This is a genomic window from Chitinophaga sp., from assembly GCF_039596155.1.
Classification (GTDB): Bacteria; Bacteroidota; Bacteroidia; order Chitinophagales; family Chitinophagaceae; genus Chitinophaga.
On the sequence record NZ_JBCNKF010000025.1, the window covers coordinates 112083 to 128279 of the forward strand.

The window sequence follows — 16197 nt, forward strand, 5'->3', positions numbered from 1 at the left end:
AGGTTTGCCTCTCATTTAGTCCGATAAAACAATGGCAAAGCACTGGTGGAAAGCTTTAGCGGTAATACTTCTCATATACACTATAATTGCTGGGTTTACTATTGATATACCCATTATAGGGACCAATCAGCAATCATCCCGGGGACTTTTTTTCCACGTACCGATGTGGATGTGCATGTATACCATGTTCAGCATTTCAGTAGCGAATTCCCTCCTCTATCTCACTAAATACGATTTAAGAAGAGATGCCCTGGCTGGTGCTGCCGGCAGTGTAGGCGTATTCTTTGGTATACTTGGTTTTAGTACCGGTACACTGTGGGCGACCTATACCTGGGGCGGAACAATTACAGGCGATGCCAAACAGCAGTTGACAGCTGTTGCTTTGCTGATCTATATGGCTTATCTGGTACTGCGCATGTCTATTCCGGATATTGATAAGCGTGCTCGTATCTCCGCAGTGTTTAACATTTTCGCATTTGCTTTGTTGATTCCCTTAACATATATCATCCCACGGATGGTGGATTCCCTTCACCCAGGAGCTGCCGGTTCTCCCACATTTGCCTCAAAAGATACTGATGGCGGTATGAAAACGGTACTTTATCCGGCATTTATTGGCTGGGTATTACTGAGTGTATGGATCTATACCCTTGTGGTGCGCTACAAAAAATTAGAGTTAAAAAATATTTTTAAATGATTAACAAAGCGATTTCTTTCTGCTGTACCTGTTTGCTATTATTAGTTTCCCTGCTGACTTTTGGACAAGAGCCAGTATCGCAGCAACAGAATACAGAGACTGGACCGGTAAATGAGTTTTTTCGTAGCAATGGCAAGATATATGTGGTAGTAGGAGTCCTGCTGATCATCTTTATAGGCATTGTGATTTTTTTGGTTCGCCTGGATCGGAAGATCGGTAAGCTGGAGCGTAGGGACCGTGCTGATACTCTCTAAGACTTTATTAAGTCCAACTACATATTTATACCAAAACAGTTTTTATTATGGCGCAAGAACAGCACATAAGCTTTTTCCAGAACGTTGAGAAAAGCTTTGACAAAGCCGCAAGTTTCACGAAATGGGAGAAGGGCATTCTCGAGCAGATTAAAGCTTGTAATGCCGTTTACCGTATGAAATTCCCCGTTCGCGTAGGTGACAAGATCGAAGTAATCGAAGCCTATCGTGTACAACATTCACACCACAAACTTCCTTGTAAAGGTGGTATCCGCTTCAGTGAAGAAGTGAATCAGGATGAGGTAATGGCCCTTGCCTCGCTGATGACTTACAAATGTGCCATCGTAAACGTACCCTTCGGCGGTGCAAAAGGTGGTATCAAAATCAATCCACGCAATTATTCCCCATTCCAGCTGGAAAACATTACCCGTCGTTATACTGCGGAACTGGTAAAGAAAAACTTTATCGGCCCTGGTATTGACGTTCCTGCTCCTGATTATGGAACCGGTGAAAGAGAAATGAGCTGGATCCTGGATACTTATATGAGCCTTCGTCCGGGTGAAATTGATGGCTATGGCTGTGTGACTGGTAAACCTGTTTCGCAGGGCGGTGTAAGAGGTCGTAAGGAAGCAACCGGTTTGGGTGTATTCTATGGTCTGCAGGAACTGTGCAATATCAAGGAAGACATGAAGAAGGTGGGCCTGGAGCCAGGTCTTATTGGCAAGAAGGTGATCGTACAAGGGTTAGGTAACGTAGGTTACCATGCTGCTAAATACTTCCATGAAGCGGGCGCTATCATCGTAGGCCTGATTGAATACGATGGTGCGATCTACAATGAAAAAGGTCTGGATCCGGATAAGGTATTGAAACACAGAGCTGAAACCGGTTCAATTGTAAATTTCCCAGGTGCACAGACACTGGCCAAAAATACAGATGGACTGGAAATGGAATGTGATATCCTGATCCCGGCAGCACTGGAAAATGTAATTCACAAAGGCAATGCAGCTAATATTAAAGCCCGCATTATTGGGGAGGCTGCAAATGGTCCGATTACGCCTGAAGCAGATGAGATCCTGAATAAGAAAGGCGTGATCGTCATTCCGGACATGTTCCTGAATGCCGGTGGTGTTACCGTATCTTACTTCGAATGGCTAAAGAACCTCAGCCATGTACGTTATGGCCGTCTGGGCAAACGCTTTGATGAGAATATGAATATTCACATCCTGGGTGTAATTGAAGACCTGACAGGTAAAAGTGTATCTGAAAGAGAGAGGAAGTTCATTGCACATGGTGCGGATGAGGTAGATCTGGTATATTCCGGTCTGGAAGAAACCATGCATGCTGCTCTGCATGAAGTACGTGAGATCATGGTTAATCATCCTGATGTACATGACATGCGTACTGCTGCTTATATCTGTGCAATCGACAAAGTCGGCGCTGCTTACGAACAACTCGGTATTTTCCCTTGATGGAAGACAGTATATTCAGAAAAGGACGTATCCGCAAGGGTCCGTCCTTTTTTTATTGGTGTGATGGCAGCATTTCAATGAAATCCCAGCGACCGGCGGTTACATTATGTTCACAGCACCAGGTATTTACGCCATTAGTGATCACCAGGTAGGCAGCAGGTAATACCATATGATAACGTACAATTTGTTCTAAAGTGGTCTGACTGAGGGGGATTCCCATTTCTTTGCACTCGACAATCATCCAGGGCTGGTGGTTTTTGTTAAACACAACGATGTCATAGCGTTTTTTCAGCTCTCCCAGGTAAATCTCTTTTTCAATTCCGATCAGGGATGCCGGGTATTTAAGGGAAGAAACGAGGTAATTGAGGAAATTCTGGCGGACCCATTCTTCAGGTGTTAGTACGACATACTTTTTTCGGAAACGGTCGAAGATCAGGTCTTTATCATTTTCTGTAATGATTTTGAAGTCGGGAGGGGGGAATTCGATGGTAATCATCAGGCAAAGGTAGTCTTCTCCTGAATTTTTGCGGTTGGTTGATTTTCAGTTTTTATAATCGCTCACCGGCTTTTTTCTCCCTGGCATTAACGATGAGGGATTAGCAGCAAAAGTCACCTTGCAGGTCGGTGAGTCACACTAGCTGTCCATACAATTCACGTTATAAATCAAACTGTGACACTTCTTGTTGTGGATAAATGAGTTACTACCAGGAATTTTTTGTAAATTTGCATGTCAAAAGGCTATGAAGACAAAAGAAGAAATAGTAGCTAATTGGCTTCCCCGCTACACCGGAGAAAAGCTGGATAACTTTGGTTCCCACATCCTTCTCACCAACTTTAGTAATTACCTCAACTTATTTGCAGAATGGAACAATGTCAGGATTGTTGGCAATGGTAAGCCTATGCAATGTGCTACAGCAAATGACATTACCATCATCAATTTTGGCATGGGTAGCCCCAGTGCTGCAACCGTTATGGACCTGCTGAGTGCTATCGATCCTAAAGCAGTGTTATTCCTTGGTAAATGCGGTGGCTTGAAGAAAAAGAATAACATCGGGGACCTGATCCTGCCAATTGCGGCCATCAGGGGTGAAGGTACATCCAATGACTACTTCCCGCCTGAAGTACCAGCTCTGCCATCATTTGCCCTCCAGAAGGCCATCTCTACCACCATCCGTGAATATGGTTGCGACTACTGGACGGGTACCTGTTACAGCACCAACCGCCGCGTATGGGAGCATGATGTAGAGTTCAAACGTTACCTGGAAAAGATCAGGGCGATGGCGGTAGATATGGAAACTGCCACAATTTTCTCGGTAGGTTTCTTTAACAAAATCCCTACTGGCGCATTACTACTGGTTTCTGACCAGCCAATGATCCCTGAGGGGGTAAAGACAGAAGAAAGTGATAAGAAAGTGACTTCTGATTATGTGAACAATCACCTGAAGATCGGTATCGACTCACTGAAAGCGTTGATCAACAGTCACCAGACAGTAAAGCATCTACGATTCTAGATAGAATTTTGCTTATTATTTCGTAATATGAGTACCTTAAAGGACTCATGCTTACATCAGCCACACTACTTTCCATTCGGAATCTAACCGTTTCCTTCGCCGGCCACAAGGCGGTGAAGGATATTTCTCTGGACATCAGAAAAGGGGAGATCATAGGAATTGTCGGAGAATCCGGCTCAGGAAAGTCTGTGACCTCACTTGCGCTGATGCGGCTGATTCAGTCTCCGGGTCTCATTACAGCTGGTAGTTTATTGTACCAGGTTGACCCGGGAAAGCCCCCTGTTAATCTCCCGGACCTTTCAGAAAGTGAGATGCGCAACTGGAGAGGCAATGAAATAGCAATGATCTTTCAGGAGCCAATGACGGCCCTGAACCCGCTGCATACCTGTGGAGCACAGGTAACAGAAGCCATCCGCCTGCATAAAAAAGTCTCTGCCCGTGAGGCTGAAGAGCAAACCCTGGCCTTATTCAGGCAGGTGCGTCTACCAGACCCTGAAAAGATCTTACATCGTTATCCACATGAGTTATCCGGTGGTCAGAAACAACGTGTCATGATCGCTATGGCGATCAGCTGCCAACCCCGCCTGCTGATTGCGGATGAGCCGACTACCGCATTAGATGTTACGGTACAGAAGGCGATACTTGCATTATTGAAAGAATTACAACAACAAACAGGGATGAGCGTAGTGTTCATCACCCATGACCTGGGAGTGATCGCAGAAATTGCTGACAGGGTAGCGGTGATGTACAAAGGAGAGATCGTAGAACAGGGCAGTGTACAGGAAATATTTACACATCCCCGGCATCCCTACACAAAAGGTCTGCTGGCATGCCGCCCTCCGCTGGACAAAAGATTGTACCGCTTGCCGGTAACACGCGATTTTATGGAAGTAGACGCCGCCGGGTTGATTCAGGAGAAAGGGCAGGCCGTGCAATTATTGGTTAACAGCCTTGAAGTACCTGCAGAAAAAATAATCTTAAGAGAGCAGCATATTGCGCAACAACCTGCGTTATTGGAAGTAAAAGATTTGCATACCTGGTTTCCTGCCTCCCGCAACATTTTTGGGAAAGTGCAGAGCTGGACAAAGGCAGTAAATGGGGTTAGTTTTACAGTAAAGGAAGGAGAGACAATGGGATTGGTGGGAGAGTCTGGTTGTGGAAAGACAACCCTTGGTCGTACCTTGCTGAGGCTCACGCCCCCCACGAGCGGCAGTATATTATATAAAGGAAAAGACCTTTGCCGGTTGCCGGCTTCGGAAATGCGGGACCTCCGTAAAGAGTTGCAAATAATATTTCAGGATCCCTACTCATCCCTTAATCCACGTCTGACCGTAGGTCAGGCTATTCTGGAACCACTGCAGGTACACGGATTATATGCGAATGATCGTCAACGTAAAGAAAAGGTACAGGAATTGCTGGATAAAGTAAATCTGTTGCCAGAGCATTATTACCGCTATCCGCATGAGTTCTCCGGTGGACAGCGGCAGCGGATAGTTATTGCCCGGGCGTTGGCATTACAGCCTTCGTTTATCATCTGTGATGAGTCGGTGGCGGCGCTGGATGTAAGTATTCAGGCACAGGTATTAAATCTGCTCATCCGTTTGCGGGAAGAGTTTGGATTTACGTATATATTCATATCACACGATTTGTCAGTAGTACGTTTCATCAGTGACAGGATGATGGTGATGAACAGGGGGAGGATAGAAGAAGAAGGGCCGGCAGATCAGGTTTATGAGCATCCGCAGCGTGAATATACAAAGCAGCTCATTAGCTCTATTCCTAAAAACATTTATGCGTAATTTATTGTTTTACAAATAGCAAATAATCATTTTTTGACAGATGGTATATTATCAATACCTTTGCAACCTTTAAATTTATTCATACCGTAATATGAAACTATCACAGTTTAGGTTTGATCTTCCTTTAAATCTGATCGCACAGCACCCTTCCAAGACAAGAGATGAAGCACGTTTGATGGTGGTAAACCGTGCCACCGGCAAAATCGAGCATAAGGTATTCAAGGATATCCTGAATTATTTCAATGACAAGGATGTAATGATGGTGAACAACACGAAGGTGTTCCCTGCCCGTCTTTACGGCCGTAAAGAGAAAACAGGTGCCAAAATTGAAGTATTCCTGTTGCGCGAACTGAACAAGCAGAATCGTTTGTGGGACGTGATTGTGGATCCTGCCCGTAAGATCAGGGTTGGCAACAAATTGTATTTTGGAGATGATGAGTCACTGGTAGCGGAAGTAATTGACAATACTACTTCCCGTGGCCGTACCATCCGTTTCCTGTTTGAAGGTAATGATGATGAGTTTAAGCAGGTATTAGACACCCTGGGTGAAACACCCCTGCCGAAGTACATCAAGCGTAAGCCTGAAGACGAGGACAAAGAGCGTTATCAGACAGTGTATGCTAAATACGAAGGTGCAGTCGCTGCGCCAACTGCTGGTTTGCACTTCAGCCGTGAGCTGATCAAGCGTCTTGAAATCAAGGGTATTAAGTTTGCAGAGGTAACTCTTCACACTGGTTTAGGTACTTTCCGTCCTATCGAAGTAGAAGATCTGAGCAAGCACAAAATGGATGCGGAGTATTTCAACATTGATGAATACGCTGTAAAGATTGTGAACAAGGCGAAAGAGGAAAATCGTAAAGTGTGTGCAATCGGTACTACAACTGTAAGGGCTGTAGAATCTTCTGTCACTGCACAGAACATGCTGAAAGCAGCAGAAGGATGGACTAATACATTCATTCATCCTCCTTATGATTTTGCTATCCCTAACGCTTTGGTAACTAACTTCCATCTGCCTAAGACAAGTCTGCTGATCATGGTATGTGCGTTTGCTGGTTATGATCTGGTAATGGAAGCTTACCAACAGGCTATCAAGGAGAAATACCGTTTCTTCAGCTATGGCGATGCTATGCTGATCCTCTAATAAACGAAACAGATTCTCAATTATTTATTGCGAATGGTGCTGCTCAATGCAGGATCATTCGCAATTTAATTTCAGCTCGTGGAACAACGAAAGAAAGTAGCCATCATTGTAGCCGGAGGTTCCGGTACCCGTATGGGAAGTGCTGTTCCAAAACAGTTTTTGGAACTGGCTGGAAAGCCAGTATTGTGGCATACTGTCAATGCCTTTGTACAGGCATATGCAGATATGGAGATCGTATTGGTATTACCGGAGGCCCATTTTAGTTATGTAGCTGAATGGATAGGCGATTTTAAGCAGGTACTATTGGTGAAAGGGGGGGAAACGCGTTTCAACTCAGTGCTCAACGGGTTGAAGACGGTACAGGGGCCGGCGGTGATCTTTGTACATGATGGAGTGAGGCCCATGGTCAGTAAAGCGTTAATTCATCGTTGTTACGAAGGCGCTGTCACGCAGGGCAGTGCGATTCCAGTGATTGATATGAAAGATAGTATCCGTGAGTTGATTCATAATGGTAACAGAGCAGTAGACAGGGAGCAATACAAAATAATACAGACCCCACAGACCTTTTTATCTGAGTGGATCCTGCCAGCTTTTGAACAGCCTTTTGATCCTTTATTTACCGATGAAGCAACGGTAGTAGAGCGTCAGGGCCGCCAGGTACAGTTAATACCCGGCGACGAAGCAAATATTAAGATTACCCGCCCGCTGGATCTTACGATAGCAGAAGCTTTATTGGGAAAGAAAGATTAATCATCCTGTATTATCAGAAGCGAGTGATAAACTTTTTGATATAATACAGGGTGTATTTCAAAGACGTAGTAATGAAGCTTCGGAATAGACTCCAACAAAGTTTATGACGGCCATTACCTGCTACTTCGGCACATAACACATGATATATTACGAAGGCTTAAAGGTATAATCCGCTATCAATTACGATATCCTTTTCAACAACAGAATTAAGCCTCAGCAGTTAATCCCTTATTAATTTTAGCCAGAATTTGATGTGCTACTTCCATCGCCTGCAGACCATCAATTGCGTTCACTGGTACAGGTTTATTCTGAAGGATAGCATCTCTGAACAGTTCGAGCTCCATCCTGATCGCGTTTACCTGTTTGATTTCAGGGTTGTCGATAGCGATGGTTTTTTTACCACTGTTAGTATCAATATCTAATGTAAATAAACCTTCATCTGCTGGTGTTTTCAGCTTGATGATCTCAGTCTTCTTGTCCAGGAAGTCTATGCCGATATAGGCATCTTTCTGGAAGAGACGCATTTTGCGCATCTTTTTCAGGGAGATACGGCTGGAAGTCAGGTTAGCAACACAACCATTATGGAATTCGATACGAACGTTGGCAATGTCGGGAGTATCGCTCATAACAGCGACACCACTTGCGGAGATACGATTTACTGTAGATTGTACGATGCTGAGCACGATGTCAATATCATGGATCATCAGGTCCAGTATCACGCTAACGTCGGTACCACGTGGATTGAATTCAGCCAGGCGATGTACTTCGATGAACATAGGGTTGAGTGTATGTCCCTTCAGTGCGAGAAAAGCCGGATTGAAACGTTCCACATGACCTACCTGGAATTTAATATTCGCTTCTTCCACTAGTTTTACCAGTGTTTTAGCTTCTTCCATGGTATTGGTCATCGGTTTCTCTACGAAAATGTGCTTTCCGTTGCGGATAGCCATTTCACATAACTTGAAGTGCTGGGTGGTAGGAGCGATGATGTCGATGGCATCAGAAGCTAGTATCAGTTCTTCCGCAGTCGAGAATCTCGGAATCTGGTATTGCTGTGTGACACTTGCGGCATTGCTATCACTTGGATCAAAAAAGCCGACTACTTCTACGTCTTTTATGGTGGCCCATTGGGAAAGGTGAATCTTACCCAGGTGCCCCACGCCAAAGATTCCTATTTTGAGCATATTATTCTTTGAAAATAAAATAATTGCGAATGTAAGTAAAAGACGGTATTATATCCAAATGTTATAATATATATGTTTGTGTAGACCTTATGCTATAGCAATCCTCCATCCTGAGAAGCCCGATAGAGAGTCATTTTCTCTGATTAGTCTGCCGGTAGATCTTTTCTCTTCATCCATCAGTCCTTCTTCATTCATACTGTAATATCCCGTCTGAGATACAATGATATGATCCAGCACGAGGATATCCAGCAGTGCGGCTGCCCGTATAACTTTTTGTGTAAATGTAAGATCGGCCTGACTGGGACTCAGGTTGCCTGAAGGGTGGTTATGACATAAAATGATTGAAGTCGCACCCAGTTCCAGTGCCTCTTTCAAAATAACTCTCACGTCAGCAGGAGCTGAGGAAATACCTCCTTTACTGACGCAGCAATCCTTAATAACCTTATTAGCAAAATTTAAATAAAGTACATGGACACGTTCTGCAAGACAATCGCCCAGGATTGGTTTGAAATACAAAGCCGCTTCCTGTCCATTTCTGATTGTTTTCTTAGACAGCGAAAACCCTGCCTGCCGTCTGCGACCCAGTTCCAAAGCAGCTATCAATCTGGCAGCTTTAGCTTCGCCAACACCTCTCAGTTTCTTCAGCTGGTTGACATTCAGCTTGCCTAATTCCTGTAAATTATTGGATGATTGGTGTAATATTTCCTGCGCCAGCAATAGTGCGGATTTGTGCTTATGGCCAGTATTCAGCAATAAAGCGAGCAACTCTGCGTCGCTCAGGGCATCCGTCCCTTTAATAATTAACTTTTGTCTTGGCTGGTCATCTATATGCCAATCCTTAATAGACCTATACCCGGCTAACAAATCAATGGTTCCCATCTTTACTAACTTTATTAGTAATTTACATATTTCCCAATAGTCTTTCAATTTTTTTTAAATTAGCTCTACAATCCACAACACTAAATAGGTAACCCTCTGTTTATAAGAGTTTTACTTATTTGAAATATTGCGAAGTCGTGTGTCTGGCCCTGTAACCAACAAAAAATAAAAAAATTCATACTCCAAAAATCATAGTTTTGCAACCTCTTTTTCATAGTTCATGCAACCATCAGTAAAAATATTCACAGGGAACAGCAACCCAGCGCTGGCAGAGAAAATCGCCAGTCGCTACGGCAACGGGCTGGGTAAAATGACAATTCAAAAGTTCAGTGACGGAGAATTCCAGCCGATTTATATGGAAAGTATCCGCGGTGATTATGTTTTTCTCGTGCAGAGCACTAATGCCCCGTCGGACAATCTGATGGAGTTATTAATGATGATCGACGCAGCCAAAAGGGCTTCTGCCGGTTATATCACCGCAGTAATACCATATTTTGGCTTCGCCCGGCAGGACAGAAAGGACAAACCAAGGGTAGCCATCGCCTCTAAGCTGGTAGCGAATCTGCTGACGTCGGCAGGGGCTAACAGGGTGATTACCATGGATTTGCACGCTCCTCAGATCCAGGGCTTCTTCGATATCCCGGTAGACCACCTGGATAGTTCGGCAATTTTCATTCCTTACATTGAGAATTTGAAGCTGGAAAATCTTACCTTTGCGTCCCCTGATGTGGGTAGCACTAACAGGGTAAGGGAGGTAGCGGCCTACTTCAACGCGGAAATGGTGATTTGCGATAAGCATCGTAAACGTGCAAATGAAATCGCTTCCATGGTTGTTATAGGTGATGTGAAGGATAAGGACATCGTGTTAATTGACGACATCTGCGATACAGCAGGTACCCTTACCAAAGCAGCCAACCTGCTGAGAGAAAAGGGCGCAAAGAGTGTTCGTGCATTTTGTACACACCCTGTGCTGAGTGGAAAGGCTTACGAAAACATTGAGAATTCTGTATTGGAAGAGTTCGTTATCTGCGACACCATTCCATTGAAACAGCAATCTTCAAAGATCAAAGTGATCAGTGTTGCTGATCTCTTTGCAGTAGCGATCAGGAATATGCATGAGAACAAGTCTATCACAAACCTGTTCGTGCATAGCCACCGCCGCTAATAGCAATAGCTTATTTATAACAATTATAAATGTTTAATCAATGAAAACGATAACAATCGAAGGACAACTCAGGAGCGAATATGGCAAAAAAGCCACCCGCCAGGTACGTTCTGAGGGACAAGTGCCTTGTGTTATTTATGGGGGTGCTGAAACTGTGAGCTTTTCTGCTCCAGCTGTAGCTTTCAAAAATCTGGTTTACACGGCTGAATTTCAGCTGGCTGAAATCAAATTAGGCGCTAAAACTTACAGATGCGTACTTAAAGATCTGCAGTTCGATAAAGTAACTGACGAACTGGCACACATCGACTTCCTGGAACTGGTTGAAGACAAGCCAGTTAGCGTTAGTCTCCCAATCAAGATCGTAGGTCAGTCCGAAGGTGTTAAAGCCGGTGGTAAACTGGTTGTTAAGATCAAGGCCCTGAAAGTAAAGGCGCTGCCTAAGTACCTGCGTGAGAATATCGAAGTTAACATCGATAAGCTGGAACTGAACGGTAACATCCGCGTAGAAGACGTAGTAGCTGAAAACATCGAGATCACTAACTCTCCTCGTATTCCTATCGCTTCCGTAGTAATGACCCGTCAGTTACGTCAGGAAGAGGCTGCTAACGAAAAAGACGCCAAGAAGAAATAATTTTCTTTATAGATATTTTTCCAAAAAGTCCCGTCCTGGTTCTCCGGGATGGGACTTTTTCTATTTTTACGCCGTGGTATGCAAATCCTCCGTATATATGTTGGATAGCACCACGAGTATATATTAAATTACTCGACAGATGAAATACCTGATAGTAGGGCTTGGGAATATAGGCGCAGAATATGAGCATACCCGCCATAATATTGGATTCGATATCGCAGATACCTTTGTTGCCAAACATGGAGGTACCTACAAAAACGAACGCCTGGCGGATGTAGCAGAAGTGAAGTGGAAAGGACGTACTCTTATTGTGATTAAGCCTACCACTTATATGAACCTGAGCGGTAAAGCTGTAAAATACTGGATGGATAAGGAGAAAGTGCCATTGGAAAATATCTTTGTATTGGTCGACGACCTGGCACTGCCTGTTGAAGTGCTGCGTATCCGACCTGGTGGTAGTGATGCAGGCCAGAACGGGCTCAAGAACATTAATGAACTCCTGGGTACCAATCAGTATCCACGTTTGAGATTCGGTATTGGTAATAACTATCCTAAAGGCAGGCAGGTAGATTTTGTACTGGGCAAATGGCCCAAAGACGAATTACCGATCGTGCAGTGGAAACTGGAAAAATGTGTGGAAATCATCGAAGGATTTGTATCAATTGGATTGGAACGTACGATGAATCAGTATAATAACCTTAAATATTTACCCGGAAACTAATTTATTAATCCATTCATTTAACCTTAATTAAAGAGTAACCGTCATGAAAATTATATGCGTTGGAAGAAACTATGCTGATCATGCAAAGGAATTGAAAAATGAGGTACCGACAGAACCCGTGATTTTCATGAAGCCTAAGAATGCATTGTTGCAGAACAACCACCCATTCTACTATCCTGAGTTTACCGACAATCTCCACTATGAATGTGAACTGGTGCTAAGAATATGCAAGAACGGCAAGCATATTCAGGAAAAATTTGCTGAAAAATACTACGACCAGATTGGTATTGGGATTGACTTTACAGCTCGCGATCTGCAGGATAAGCAAAAACAGAAAGGGCTTCCCTGGGAAATTGCAAAATCGTTTGACAATTCGGCGGTGGTAGGGCAATTTATTCCTATAACGCCTGAACTGGATAAGAAGGATATTAATTTCTGTCTGTATAAAAATAAAGAACTGATGCAGCAAGGGAATACAAAAGACCTGCTGTTCTCTTTCGATTTTCTGATAGCTTATATTTCTAAATTCTTTACGCTGAATATCGGGGATTTGGTATTTACGGGTACTCCGGCTGGTGTTGGTCCCGTGGAAATAGGGGATACGTTGGAAGCGTTTATTGAAAATGATAGCTTGCTGGAATTTATGGTGAAATAAATGTCTTAAATATAAAGAAACCGGCCTGCCCATTTATAATGAGCAGGCCGGTTTCAGTTTTGAATTATTTTAATCAGTTCGCAAGTTGAATCGATCCCTAGAGTGCACAAGACATTAGTTTAAATTTTAAATCAGTCTTCAGATACCTGCTTCGTTAAAGTTACCTCATCCGGCACATTATTATAAATCACATCCAGTATCCTCGTCAATTCCTGAAAATCTTCTTCAGAGAGATTATTCCAGCCCGTTTTTCGCATTTCCAACACTAAAGGTCTTGCCTCCTTATACTTCTCTGCACCTTTGGCAGTAAGCTGCAAAAATACCTTTCTGCGGTCCTGCGGAGACCCCTCCCGGAGCACCAGCTCTTTCTTTACCAGTAATTCTATAATACGGGAAACAGTCGTTATATCCTTCGATGTCAGCCTGGCAAGTTCGTTATGCGTAATCTTTTTGTGTTTATAGAGGTTTTCTATCAGCAGCCACTGATCAACAGTAATATCCATTTTATGAAGATCAAAAGTCTTTTGCCAGTAATTACGGATTCTTTTAAGGGTGGCATCCAACTTAAAAAAAGATGGATTTGTTACGAAAGTATTAGGCATATAGTTTAAATTGCATTAGCAATAGTTGTATTAGCAACTATGTATTCTTATAAACATCGAAATTAGATACAAAGTGTTTAAAGATAGTACAATCACCCCAACTATAAAAGCCGGCAATGCTAATAAGCAAGGCCTATGGCTTAAGGCCTTTCGCCTGATGTGCCAGGCGTCATATATGGCCTCAACGTATGAAGCGAATCGCTCCATCTGCAAATATGTACATTCCACCTCACGGGGCCACGAAGCCATCCAGATAGCTGCTGGTTTGCTATTACAACCCTGGGATTATGCCAGTCCATACTACAGGGACGATAGCATGTTGCTGGCTATGGGTTTTACACCGCTTGAACTCATGTTACAACTCCTCGCCAAGGGAGATGATCCTTTCTCCGGCGGGCGATCGTATTATAGCCACCCGGGTAGCCGGGTACCCAACCGACCTTTAATCCCTCACCAAAGCAGCGCTACAGGTATGCAGGTTATTCCCGCTACGGGCATGGCGCAGGGTATCCGTTACCTGGAGAGAAATCTGGCAGATTCGCTGGCTACAGGTCCTCATGGTGAATTGCCGGTGGTACTTTGCTCATTAGGTGATGGGAGTGTGACAGAAGGGGAAGTCAGTGAGGCATGGCAGAGTGCCATCTTATGGGAGCTACCCGTAATTTACCTGGTACAGGACAATGAATGGGGGATTTCCGCTTCATCTGCAGAAACCCGTGTAATGGATGCGTATGAATATGCCGCTGGTTTTAAAGGGCTGAAAAGGCTCAGGGTGGACGGCAGTGACTTTGAGGAGAGCTATCATGGTATGGAGGCTGCTATTGCTTATGTGCGTGAAGAAAGGAAACCGGTGTTGGTGCATGCCTGTGTTCCATTATTGGGGCATCATACTTCCGGTGTTCGTAAAGAATGGTATAGAACAGATGAGGACCTTGCATTGCATGGAGAAAAAGATCCCTTACCGAAACTGAGAGCATTATTGCTTTCGTCCGGTATCTCCGAACAGGAACTGATAGCCATTGAACAGGATACACAGGATTATATAGAGGCAGAATTTGACAAGGCGAGGATTTCTCAGGATCCGGATCCGCGCACAGTAAAGGACCACGTATTCGCGCCGGCTGCTGTAACCACAGAAAATGGTGACCGTACACCTGAAAATGGTACGAAAGTGATGATGGTGGATGCTGCTTTACACGCGGTAGAAGAGATTTTAAAGGAGTATCCTGAAGCTATCTTCTTTGGCCAGGACGTAGGACGCCGTTTAGGTGGTGTATTCCGCGAAGCTGCTACACTCGCAGAAAAATTTGGTGATCACAGAGTATACAATACTGCCATTCAGGAAGCATATATCGTAGGTGCTACCGCAGGCTTATCAGCTGTAGGTGTCAAGCCTATTGTTGAAATCCAGTTTGCCGATTATATCTATCCGGGCTTTAACCAGCTGGTGACCGAAATATCTAAATCCTGTTATCTCAGTTATGGGAAATTCCCCGTACAAACCCTGATCCGTATTCCTATAGGAGCTTATGGGGGAGGAGGGCCTTATCATTCGGGTAGTATTGAATCTACTTTATTGACCATCAAAGGTATTAAGGTAGTTTACCCGTCCAATGCTGCTGATATGAAAGGGCTGATGAAGGCTGCTTTCCTTGATCCTAACCCGGTTGTTATGTTGGAACACAAAGGGTTATACTGGAGTAAGGTACCTGGTACCCAGGGTGCTATTATGGTAGAACCAGCTGCAGATTATCAACTGCCATTGGGCAAAGGTAGGGTAGTAGTAGCTGCTCATCCGAAGGATGTGAAGAAAGGCGGTACGTGCTGTATTATTACATATGGGATGGGCGTACACTGGGCTACGGCTGTAGCAGCCGCTTTTCCGGGGCAGGTAGAAGTGATTGATTTACGTACGCTATTCCCACTGGATGAAGAACTGGTCTATTCGACGGTTAGACGTCATGGGAAATGTCTGGTCCTCACAGAGGAGCAGTTGAACAATTCCTTTGCGCAAGCTTTGGCCGGCCGTATTCAACAACATTGCTTCCGTTCGCTGGATGCGCCGGTTTTCACACTTGGAGCCCTCGATCTGCCAGCAGTACCTATTAATACGGCTTTGGAAAATGAAATGTTACCTAATCCGCAGAAAGTGAAGGTTGCGATCAAGGAATTATTAGCTTATTAAAAAAAAATCTAAATACCTCTTGGCTTTTATCAAATTCCCCGTTATCTTTGCACTCCCGTTTTGAACAAGACGAGGACTTGGCGAGGTAGCTCAGGCGGTTAGAGCGCAGGATTCATAACCCTGAGGTCAAGGGTTCAACTCCCTTTCTCGCTACACTAATGATAAAGGCTTTCAGGTTTGCTTGAAAGCCTTTTATTTTTTATATTCATCTATACTTTGATGGTAAATTTATGAATGACATATTCATTTCATCTATAAGCATAAATGAAGTTCGGAATATAAAAGAACTCGAAATATCTATTTCCACTGATAAAAGAAAACATTTAATCATCACTGGCCGAAATGGAAGTGGTAAAACTTCTCTGCTTCTCGAATTACAAAATTATCTTTCTGCAGTTATAAATGAACCCGCTGGCAGTCCATTAGCTTTTAATGGATCAAGTTGAATTCTTGGGGGATTGATCCTGTCAAGCATAAATTTTGGATAACCTAAACAGGAAAAATTCTACATCTCTTACTCCTCTCATCGCATTTCTAAACGCTTTGATTTTCGCATTAAA

At 43.8% G+C, this 16197-nt stretch carries 16 protein-coding genes and 1 tRNA gene; 13 read left to right on the forward strand and 4 right to left on the reverse strand.

Annotated elements, in window-relative coordinates; translation table 11 throughout:
• Positions 1 to 31: 31 nt before the first annotated feature.
• From ccsA to ABDW33_RS22425, 3 genes are read left to right on the forward strand one after another with little or no spacing between them, the layout of a single operon-like run.
• A complete protein-coding gene (ccsA, locus tag ABDW33_RS22415; RefSeq protein ID WP_343692338.1) occupies positions 32 to 694 on the forward strand; it encodes a cytochrome c biogenesis protein CcsA in 663 nt (220 codons plus the stop codon).
• Positions 691 to 948, forward strand: coding sequence for a CcmD family protein (locus tag ABDW33_RS22420; protein ID WP_343692339.1), 258 nt, complete (start codon positions 691 to 693; stop codon positions 946 to 948). The genes ccsA and ABDW33_RS22420 overlap by 4 nt, the downstream gene beginning before the upstream one ends.
• Before the next feature lie 47 nt (positions 949 to 995).
• Positions 996 to 2414, forward strand: a complete 1419-nt coding sequence (locus tag ABDW33_RS22425; protein ID WP_343692340.1) for a Glu/Leu/Phe/Val dehydrogenase — start codon at positions 996 to 998, stop codon at positions 2412 to 2414.
• 52 nt (positions 2415 to 2466) lie between these two features.
• On the opposite strand, the gene ABDW33_RS22430 is transcribed toward ABDW33_RS22425, so the two are convergent.
• Complete coding sequence (locus tag ABDW33_RS22430; RefSeq protein WP_343692341.1) at positions 2467 to 2910, reverse strand: type I restriction enzyme HsdR N-terminal domain-containing protein; 444 nt, start codon at positions 2908 to 2910, stop codon at positions 2467 to 2469.
• Between the two features lie 244 nt (positions 2911 to 3154).
• Between ABDW33_RS22430 and ABDW33_RS22435 the strand changes: the two genes are divergently transcribed.
• From ABDW33_RS22435 to ABDW33_RS22450, 4 genes are all read left to right on the forward strand, one after another.
• Positions 3155 to 3925, forward strand: a complete 771-nt coding sequence (locus ABDW33_RS22435) for an AMP nucleosidase (protein ID WP_343692342.1) — start codon at positions 3155 to 3157, stop codon at positions 3923 to 3925.
• A gap of 47 nt (positions 3926 to 3972) precedes the next feature.
• A complete protein-coding gene (locus ABDW33_RS22440; protein ID WP_343692343.1) occupies positions 3973 to 5724 on the forward strand; it encodes an ABC transporter ATP-binding protein in 1752 nt (583 codons plus the stop codon).
• A gap of 91 nt (positions 5725 to 5815) precedes the next feature.
• Positions 5816 to 6865 (forward strand): tRNA preQ1(34) S-adenosylmethionine ribosyltransferase-isomerase QueA, encoded by a 1050-nt coding sequence (queA, locus tag ABDW33_RS22445; protein ID WP_072360469.1) that lies wholly within the window; start codon positions 5816 to 5818, stop codon positions 6863 to 6865.
• Positions 6866 to 6943: 78 nt separating this feature from the next.
• Positions 6944 to 7615 carry a 2-C-methyl-D-erythritol 4-phosphate cytidylyltransferase gene (locus ABDW33_RS22450; protein ID WP_343692344.1) on the forward strand — a complete coding sequence of 224 codons (672 nt, stop codon included), beginning with the start codon at positions 6944 to 6946 and terminating at the stop codon, positions 7613 to 7615.
• A gap of 206 nt (positions 7616 to 7821) precedes the next feature.
• Here the strand turns inward: ABDW33_RS22450 and ABDW33_RS22455 are convergent, their stop codons facing one another.
• Positions 7822 to 8799, reverse strand: coding sequence for a Gfo/Idh/MocA family oxidoreductase (locus tag ABDW33_RS22455; protein ID WP_343692345.1), 978 nt, complete (start codon positions 8797 to 8799; stop codon positions 7822 to 7824).
• 87 nt (positions 8800 to 8886) lie between these two features.
• Positions 8887 to 9678 carry a DNA repair protein RadC gene (gene radC / locus ABDW33_RS22460; protein ID WP_343692346.1) on the reverse strand — a complete coding sequence of 264 codons (792 nt, stop codon included), beginning with the start codon at positions 9676 to 9678 and terminating at the stop codon, positions 8887 to 8889.
• Positions 9679 to 9898: 220 nt separating this feature from the next.
• Here radC and ABDW33_RS22465 point away from each other — a divergent pair, with 220 nt between their 5' ends.
• The 4 genes from ABDW33_RS22465 to ABDW33_RS22480 all read left to right on the forward strand — a co-directional run bounded on the left by ABDW33_RS22465 (position 9899) and on the right by ABDW33_RS22480 (position 12850).
• Positions 9899 to 10843, forward strand: coding sequence for a ribose-phosphate pyrophosphokinase (locus tag ABDW33_RS22465; RefSeq protein WP_343692347.1), 945 nt, complete (start codon positions 9899 to 9901; stop codon positions 10841 to 10843).
• A gap of 40 nt (positions 10844 to 10883) precedes the next feature.
• Positions 10884 to 11474, forward strand: coding sequence for a 50S ribosomal protein L25 (locus ABDW33_RS22470; protein ID WP_343692348.1), 591 nt, complete (start codon positions 10884 to 10886; stop codon positions 11472 to 11474).
• 139 nt (positions 11475 to 11613) lie between these two features.
• A complete protein-coding gene (gene pth / locus ABDW33_RS22475; protein ID WP_343692349.1) occupies positions 11614 to 12195 on the forward strand; it encodes an aminoacyl-tRNA hydrolase in 582 nt (193 codons plus the stop codon).
• A 43-nt stretch (positions 12196 to 12238) separates the two neighbouring features.
• A complete protein-coding gene (locus ABDW33_RS22480; protein ID WP_343692350.1) occupies positions 12239 to 12850 on the forward strand; it encodes a fumarylacetoacetate hydrolase family protein in 612 nt (203 codons plus the stop codon).
• A 131-nt stretch (positions 12851 to 12981) separates the two neighbouring features.
• Here ABDW33_RS22480 and ABDW33_RS22485 read toward each other — a convergent pair whose 3' ends face one another.
• A complete protein-coding gene (locus tag ABDW33_RS22485; protein WP_343692351.1) occupies positions 12982 to 13452 on the reverse strand; it encodes a MarR family transcriptional regulator in 471 nt (156 codons plus the stop codon).
• Between the two features lie 175 nt (positions 13453 to 13627).
• On the opposite strand from ABDW33_RS22485, the gene ABDW33_RS22490 reads away from it, so the two are divergent.
• Positions 13628 to 15637, forward strand: coding sequence for a thiamine pyrophosphate-dependent enzyme (locus ABDW33_RS22490; protein ID WP_343692352.1), 2010 nt, complete (start codon positions 13628 to 13630; stop codon positions 15635 to 15637).
• 79 nt (positions 15638 to 15716) lie between these two features.
• Positions 15717 to 15790, forward strand: a tRNA-Met gene (locus ABDW33_RS22495).
• Positions 15791 to 16197: the final 407 nt, after the last annotated feature.

Coding starts and splice junctions, on each gene's coding strand:
- ABDW33_RS22435 (WP_343692342.1), top strand. CDS start 3,155: ATGAAGACAAAAGAAGAAATAGTAGCTAATTGGCTTCCCCGCTACACC.
- ccsA (WP_343692338.1), top strand. CDS start 32: ATGGCAAAGCACTGGTGGAAAGCTTTAGCGGTAATACTTCTCATATAC.
- queA (WP_072360469.1), top strand. CDS start 5,816: ATGAAACTATCACAGTTTAGGTTTGATCTTCCTTTAAATCTGATCGCA.
- ABDW33_RS22430 (WP_343692341.1), bottom strand. CDS start 2,910: ATGATTACCATCGAATTCCCCCCTCCCGACTTCAAAATCATTACAGAA.
- pth (WP_343692349.1), top strand. CDS start 11,614: ATGAAATACCTGATAGTAGGGCTTGGGAATATAGGCGCAGAATATGAG.
- ABDW33_RS22480 (WP_343692350.1), top strand. CDS start 12,239: ATGAAAATTATATGCGTTGGAAGAAACTATGCTGATCATGCAAAGGAA.
- ABDW33_RS22485 (WP_343692351.1), bottom strand. CDS start 13,452: ATGCCTAATACTTTCGTAACAAATCCATCTTTTTTTAAGTTGGATGCC.
- ABDW33_RS22420 (WP_343692339.1), top strand. CDS start 691: ATGATTAACAAAGCGATTTCTTTCTGCTGTACCTGTTTGCTATTATTA.
- ABDW33_RS22425 (WP_343692340.1), top strand. CDS start 996: ATGGCGCAAGAACAGCACATAAGCTTTTTCCAGAACGTTGAGAAAAGC.
- radC (WP_343692346.1), bottom strand. CDS start 9,678: ATGGGAACCATTGATTTGTTAGCCGGGTATAGGTCTATTAAGGATTGG.
- ABDW33_RS22455 (WP_343692345.1), bottom strand. CDS start 8,799: ATGCTCAAAATAGGAATCTTTGGCGTGGGGCACCTGGGTAAGATTCAC.
- ABDW33_RS22440 (WP_343692343.1), top strand. CDS start 3,973: ATGCTTACATCAGCCACACTACTTTCCATTCGGAATCTAACCGTTTCC.
- ABDW33_RS22470 (WP_343692348.1), top strand. CDS start 10,884: ATGAAAACGATAACAATCGAAGGACAACTCAGGAGCGAATATGGCAAA.
- ABDW33_RS22490 (WP_343692352.1), top strand. CDS start 13,628: ATGGCCTCAACGTATGAAGCGAATCGCTCCATCTGCAAATATGTACAT.
- ABDW33_RS22465 (WP_343692347.1), top strand. CDS start 9,899: ATGCAACCATCAGTAAAAATATTCACAGGGAACAGCAACCCAGCGCTG.